The sequence below is a fragment of the Solidesulfovibrio fructosivorans JJ] genome, from assembly GCF_000179555.1.
GTDB lineage: Bacteria > Desulfobacterota > Desulfovibrionia > Desulfovibrionales > Desulfovibrionaceae > Solidesulfovibrio > Solidesulfovibrio fructosivorans.
This window is the reverse complement of record NZ_AECZ01000043.1, coordinates 21539-27538: the sequence shown is the minus strand read 5'-3', so window position 1 is coordinate 27538 and position 6000 is coordinate 21539. Positions and strand designations below refer to the sequence as shown.

Genomic DNA, 6000 nt, shown 5'->3' with positions numbered 1-6000 from the left:
TCAATGGTTATAGATGGATATCGACAGCATCCTGTAACCGTTAAAAGTCTTTGGGATGGGGCGCCGGGGGAAACCCTTTCTCCAGAAAGGGTTTCCCCCGGCGCCTTTTCACCCTCTCACAAATTCGGTCGAGCGCGGACGGTGCGGATGGCTTCGCGCAGCCGCAGGCGGATGGCGTCGTCGGTAACGGGCTCGTCGATGACCAGGGTGATGGACTGGGTATAGCGGGCCGGGAGCAGGTTGAGCGTCAGGGCGTAGATGTCTTCGATATTGGTTCTGTTGGGGGGGCAGTCGGGAAATTCGGCCAGCACCTCGGGAATGAGGTTGATGACCCGCTCCTCATTCTTGTTGCGGATGGAATGAAAATCGATGCCAAGCGCAACGTAGTCCATGCCGCCCCCCTTCACGAACGATTTGCTTTTTTTGTACCTGCCCTAGCGGATATTGCAACTGATTTTGCCGGGCACATGGGCAACGTGCCAGCGCCAGGCCGTTTCCACGATGGCTTCCAGGTTCATATATTTGGGCTGCCAACCGAGCTCGCGGATGATCGCCCCGGAATCGGCATAGAGCCCCGGCGAATCCCCGGCCCGGCGCGGCCCTTCCACCATGGGCACGGGCTTGCCCGACACCTTCTCCACGGCCCGGATCACCTCGCGCACGGAATTGCCCGTGCCGGTGCCCAGATTGTAGACGGCGCTTGCGCCGCCATCGAGCAGCTTTTTCACGGCCAGGATATGGGCATCGGCCAGGTCGGCGATGTGGATGTAGTCGCGCACGGCCGTGCCGTCGGGCGTGGGGTAATCGGTGCCGAAGACTTCCACCCGGGGGATGCGGCCGAGCGCCGCGGCAATGACCAGGGGAATGAGGTGGGTCTCGGGATTGTGGTCCTCGCCGATCTCGCCGTCCGGGTCGGCCCCGGCCGCGTTGAAGTAGCGAAGCGCCGTGTAGGTCATGCCGTAGGCCGCGTCGAAGTCCCTCAGCATCTGCTCGATCATGAGCTTGCTCGTGCCGTAGGGGCTCAAGGGGCGCAGCGGATGGTCCTCGGTCAGGGGCACCCGCTCGGGCGCGCCATACGTGGCGCAGGTGCTGGAGAAGACGATGTGCTTGCAGCCGGCCCGGCGCATGGCCGAGAGCAGCGACAGCGATCCGGCCACGTTGTTGCGGTAGTACTTCTCGGGATCGGCCACGGATTCGCCGACATAGGCAAAGGCGGCGAAATGGAGCACGGCGGCTGGCTTGTACTCGGCAAAGACCTCGTCGAGCTCGCCCTTGTTGAGGATATCCCCGCGCACCAGCGGTCCCCAATTGACGGCCCAGTCGTGGCCGTAGACCATGTTGTCGAAGGTGACGGGGGTAAATCCGGCCGCTTTGAGCGCCTTGCAGGTATGGGAGCCGATGTAGCCGGCGCCACCGGTAACGAGAATGTTCGTGGCCATGTTCGGTGTTCCTTCACGTTAAGATCTGACGTTGTCCCATGGAAGGGAAGTTGTCACTAACACCCTGAAAAATTGAGGAAGGGGAGAGCGCGAGAGGGGAGAACCCTTTTTAAAGGGTTTCCCCTCTCGCACGTTTTTCTCCCCATCCCTGCAACCTAGTTCCCCGAAAGGATCGCGGACGCGGGAAGAGACCGCGCCGCATTCCGCTTGCCGTGGCCCGTGGGCACGCCACCCAGGGTCATGGTCATTTCCCTGTAAAACGTCGTTGCGTAAATCGTCATCTTAAGCGGCATACCGGGCGCGAGTTTGTCCACGCCGAGCAGTCCGGCCGGCAGCCGCATCTCCACGGCAATGTGTGGCAGGGGCTTGGAAAGGACCTGGACGATGCCCTTGGCCGGGATCTCCGTGAGCTTCCCCTGGCCGTCCACCGCGAAAAGCCGGGGCACGAGCTCGAAGCGGCCCTTGTACTTGGGATGGGGGCGCGGCTCGAGGCAGGCGGCGAAATGCTTGAGGCCCGCTCCGGCGTCGACCTCCAAATGGATCTGGTAGGTCTCGGACACCGGAAAATCGCCGTTATGGGCCAGTAAAAACAGATCGGCATAGTTCTGGGCCAGATTGAACAGGTTGAGGCTGTCCGGGCTCCAGGAAAGATGCACGTCGCCGAAAGGCACATGCGGCGCGGGCACGTGAAACCAGGGCAGGCGCGTTGCGGCCTTGTCCGGCCAGTCGGCCAGGGAATCGTCGGTCACGTTCACGGCCGCTTTGGCCGGGTGGATGGGGATCACCGCCGGCTGGGGCGGGGTGTGCGTCCCGGCGCTTGCGGCATGGATGGCCGGGACCGCGGCGTTGGCCTGGGCCAGGGCGGCGGTCAGGCGTTCGTAGGGCTTGTTGTGGATGTCCACGAGCCCCATGTTGAAATTCTCGCCGTCGCCGCGTCCGCCCGAGGGCTCGTCGTAATACTGGAACCAGTGGATGCCGGCGACGTTTTGAAAGGCCGCGAAGTGGCGCACCGCCGCCGCCGCCCCGGCCGCGCGCTCGGCCTGGGTCTGCACGTGCATCAAATGGCCGTTGTTGACGTTGCCGGACCGGTTCTCGTTGGCCGCGAAGAAAAATTCCGAAATGAGCACCGGCGCGGTCGTCAACCTGGCCAGGCCGTTGAAATAATACGGCGCGACCCAGCCGTCCGGAGTGTCCACGTTGTAGTTGGTGGAAAGCACGTCCAGATGGCCGCGCGAGGCCAGCACCGCGTCCTGGTTGTAATAGAGCGGCAGCCGGTCGCCCATGACCAGCCGGTCCGGGTCCACGGTTTTGAGCGCCTTGTAGACCAGCTCGTAATACCGGCCGGCGCAGGCGGCGGTAAATTGCTGGATAAGATGGATGCCCTGCCCGCCCGGACGCAGGTGCAGCACCGCCCCGCCCTTTTTGAGGTCCTCGAAGGAGGCCACGCCCTCGCCGGGCACGAAATCGGCCAGCAGCCGGTCCCATTTGCCCTGGTAGTGGTCGTGGATCATGCGCCAGAGCACGCGCTTGGTATACACGGCCCACTCGTTGCCGAGGTACCAGCGGAAAAGCGGCGCGTTCCACCAGCCCACCTCGTTGTCCGTGAAGTAGCCGATGACGGCGAGATTGTCCTTGTAGGGCGCGACGAGCCGGCGCGCCGTGGCGATGGTCTTTTCCAGGGCGTCCGGGGCGAAGGGATCGAACCAGTGGAGGCGCGCGTTGCGGCCGAGGTCGATCTCCGGGACCAGGGGCAGGGTCATGGCCGTCGTGGGATCGGACCAACCGCCGCGCGTGTTGAAGCGCCAAGCGTAGAGGCGTTTCTGGGTATCCGCCGCCCAGGCCGCCGCATCGGGATAAAAGTTTTTGAAATAGTAGCCGTGGTCCTTGTAATGGACGTCGCCGCCGTTGACGGTATCCGCGCCGATGGAAAAAAAGCGCGGTCCGCCGGGCAGCGTCAGCCAGAAAACGCCATGATCGCGCGAGACGCCGAAACCGGCGGCCGGACACGTCGCGGCGGCGAGGCACAGCGCAACGACAACAGCGAGCGAAAGCGGGAAATGCCGTTTGAGCATACGCAGCGGTGATTTCACGAATTAGCGCAAGGCGTCGGCGAGGAGCTTCGCCAGCACCGTGTCGGAATCAAAATAGCGGGCGGCAAAGGCCTTGGCCGCCCTGGAGTGGCGCGCCCAGTCGGACCGCACGGCCTCGATGCCGGCCAGGGCCCCGGTCTCGTCGTCAAAGGCCAGCACACCCTCGCCCACGTCCATGAAGCGCGAGTAGCCCGTGTCCTGGACCACGGCCGGCCGGCCGGAAGCCAGGTAGCAGGCCGTGCGGCAGGAAAACCAGCCCGACCGCGTGGCCACGTAGGCATTCTTGGCGGTGGAAAATTCGGCCAGGCTGTCCCATATGTAATCCCGGTAGACCCAGGGCGTCTGGGACATGGAAAACCCGTCACGCAGCTTCCAGCCCTTTTCCTCCAAAAGCTCGCGCGGCGGCTTGCCGCCGCCAAGGGCCAGCTCGAGGGTGGCCGGAGTCTTTTGGGGCAGGTCGAGCATCTTCTCGAATTCCATGTTCTTGCCGCCGTATTGCACGCCGCCGACCAGCGGCCCCTTCTGGGTCGGCTGCCAGGACAGCACTGTGGTGAACACGTCGCGGGCGGGCTTTGCCGGCGCGCCGGCCCAGGCGTCGAGCACAATGGGCTGGCGGGTGGGAATCCAGTCGAAAATGCCCTTGGGCACGGTGCAGAAATCCTCGTTCACGTTCTCCCCGAACGAGAAGAACACGTCATGGCGGCGCATGTTCTCGATGTTTTTCTTTTCCTCGTCCGAGGCCGTGCCGGCCAGATAATCCGGGAAGCTCGACTGGGTGTAGAGCGGATCGGAGTCGATGAGCACCTTGACCGGGATTTTCGCGTAGGCCTCGCGCAACTGGCAGGTGGTGGAAATATTGAAAAAGACGTCGGCGCGCCCAACGACCGCAGCCAGATCCTCGGCGGACATGCCCCAGTGCCGGTCGTCCGGGCCGATGACGCAAAAGCGCTTGGCCAGCCCAGGATCGAGCCGCTCCAAAAAATCGCCCAGGTACTTCGTATGATAGGTCAAATCGTCCACAAAGGTGACGTTGAACGGATCATAGGCCCAGCCGCCCGTGTCCTCCAGATAATACACGTCATGGCCAAGACGATAAAACCCGTGGAGATACTGGATATAGTCCCAGGCCACGCCGCCAAGCGGATAGGTGGCGGCCAGCCCCGACACGATAATGGTGCGCTTTTGCATGGTGTGAGCATCCTTGTGGAGAAGGATGAGGAGGAACCGGGGGAGGGAACCCCTTTTTGAAAAAAGGGGTTCCCTCCCCCGGGCCCCCACCCTCCCCAAAAACTTTTAAAGGGGGGACGAGATCATACTCTCTGTCCCCTTCGTCCCGAAGGGACGATGGCCATCGTGTGGCCGGAAACAGAGCCGGCGAGCTTGCCGCGAAGCGGCATGCTGCGCCGGTCCGTTTCCGGCCACACCCTGCGGGCGCAAGCCCGCCAGTCCGCCACGCGGACCGACCTCACCCGCCGACCTATGCCCCTCCGCCCGCCAAAGCCGTCAAAAATTTTGGGAGGGGTCCAGGGGAACCTTTTTCCAAAAAGGTTCCCCTGGCCGCCGGAGGCATCCTCCCTGCGTCCTTCCCTCTTCTCACTCAATAAAATTTCTTTTCGCGTTCGCGGATATCCGCCGCGCCGATGAAGCGGAAATACTCCTCGAAGTCGAGCATGGTGTCCGGGCCGGCGAAACCGGCGCTGGTGCCGTGGGCCTTCAGATGCCCGGCCCATTTCCGTAGCGCCCGCACGGCGGTAAAGACCGAGGCGCAGGGGTAGGCCACGGCGGCATAGCCGAGCTCCTGAAGCTCGGAAGCCGGCAGAAACGGGCTGCGCCCGCCCTCGATCATATTGGCCATGACCGGGACGGCAAGCGAGGAATTGACCTTGCGCATATCCTCGACCGTGGTCACGGCTTCGACGAAGACCATGTCCGCGCCGGTCTCCGCATACAGTCTGGCCCGGCGGATGGCCTCGTCGATGCCGTACACGGCGGCCGCGTCGGTGCGGGCCATGATGACGAAATCCGGGTCGCGGCGGGCCCACAAGGCGGCTTTCAGCTTGGGCAGATACTCTTCCACCGGGACCACCGACTTGCCGGCCATGTGCCCGCAACGCTTGGGATAGGTCTGGTCCTCGATGAAAAGCGCGGCCGCGCCGAGCTGTTCCACTTCGCGCACGGTGCGGATGACGTTGTTGACGTCGCCGAAGCCGGTATCGATGTCCACCATGACCGGCACGTCCACGCGCGAGACGATGTGGGCGTAATGGGTGAGCATCTCGGTGGCCGTCAAAAGCCCGATGTCGGGCAGCCCGAGCAGGCTTCCGGCCGAGCCGTAGCCGGCCACGCTCATGGCGGAGAAACCGGCCTGGGCGATGGCCAGGGCGGAGAGGGCATCGTGGGCCACGGGAAGCATGAGGATTTCCGGAGCATGCAGCAGATCCCGAAAACGAGTGGTTTTTCTCATGGAAGAT

5 protein-coding genes are annotated in these 6000 nt (G+C 63.5%); all 5 read right to left on the bottom strand.

The annotated features are described in order from the left end of the window. Window positions 1-116: 116 nt before the first annotated feature. Entirely contained in the window at window positions 117-392 is a 276-nt protein-coding gene (locus tag DESFRDRAFT_RS18815) for a late competence development ComFB family protein (protein ID WP_005996618.1), read from the bottom strand. A 42-nt stretch (window positions 393-434) separates the two neighbouring features. Further along, on the bottom strand, window positions 435-1439 hold the full coding sequence (galE, locus tag DESFRDRAFT_RS18810) for a UDP-glucose 4-epimerase GalE (protein ID WP_005996616.1): 1005 nt from the start codon (window positions 1437-1439) through the stop codon (window positions 435-437). Between the two features lie 155 nt (window positions 1440-1594). Beyond that, window positions 1595-3529, bottom strand: a complete 1935-nt coding sequence (locus DESFRDRAFT_RS18805; protein ID WP_233489657.1) for a hypothetical protein — start codon at window positions 3527-3529, stop codon at window positions 1595-1597. Between the two features lie 3 nt (window positions 3530-3532). After that, a complete protein-coding gene (locus tag DESFRDRAFT_RS18800) occupies window positions 3533-4717 on the bottom strand; it encodes a hypothetical protein (protein ID WP_005996613.1) in 1185 nt (394 codons plus the stop codon). A gap of 409 nt (window positions 4718-5126) precedes the next feature. Further along, window positions 5127-5993 (bottom strand): isocitrate lyase/PEP mutase family protein, encoded by an 867-nt coding sequence (locus DESFRDRAFT_RS18795; protein WP_005996611.1) that lies wholly within the window; start codon window positions 5991-5993, stop codon window positions 5127-5129. Between the last annotated feature and the right edge of the window lie 7 nt (window positions 5994-6000).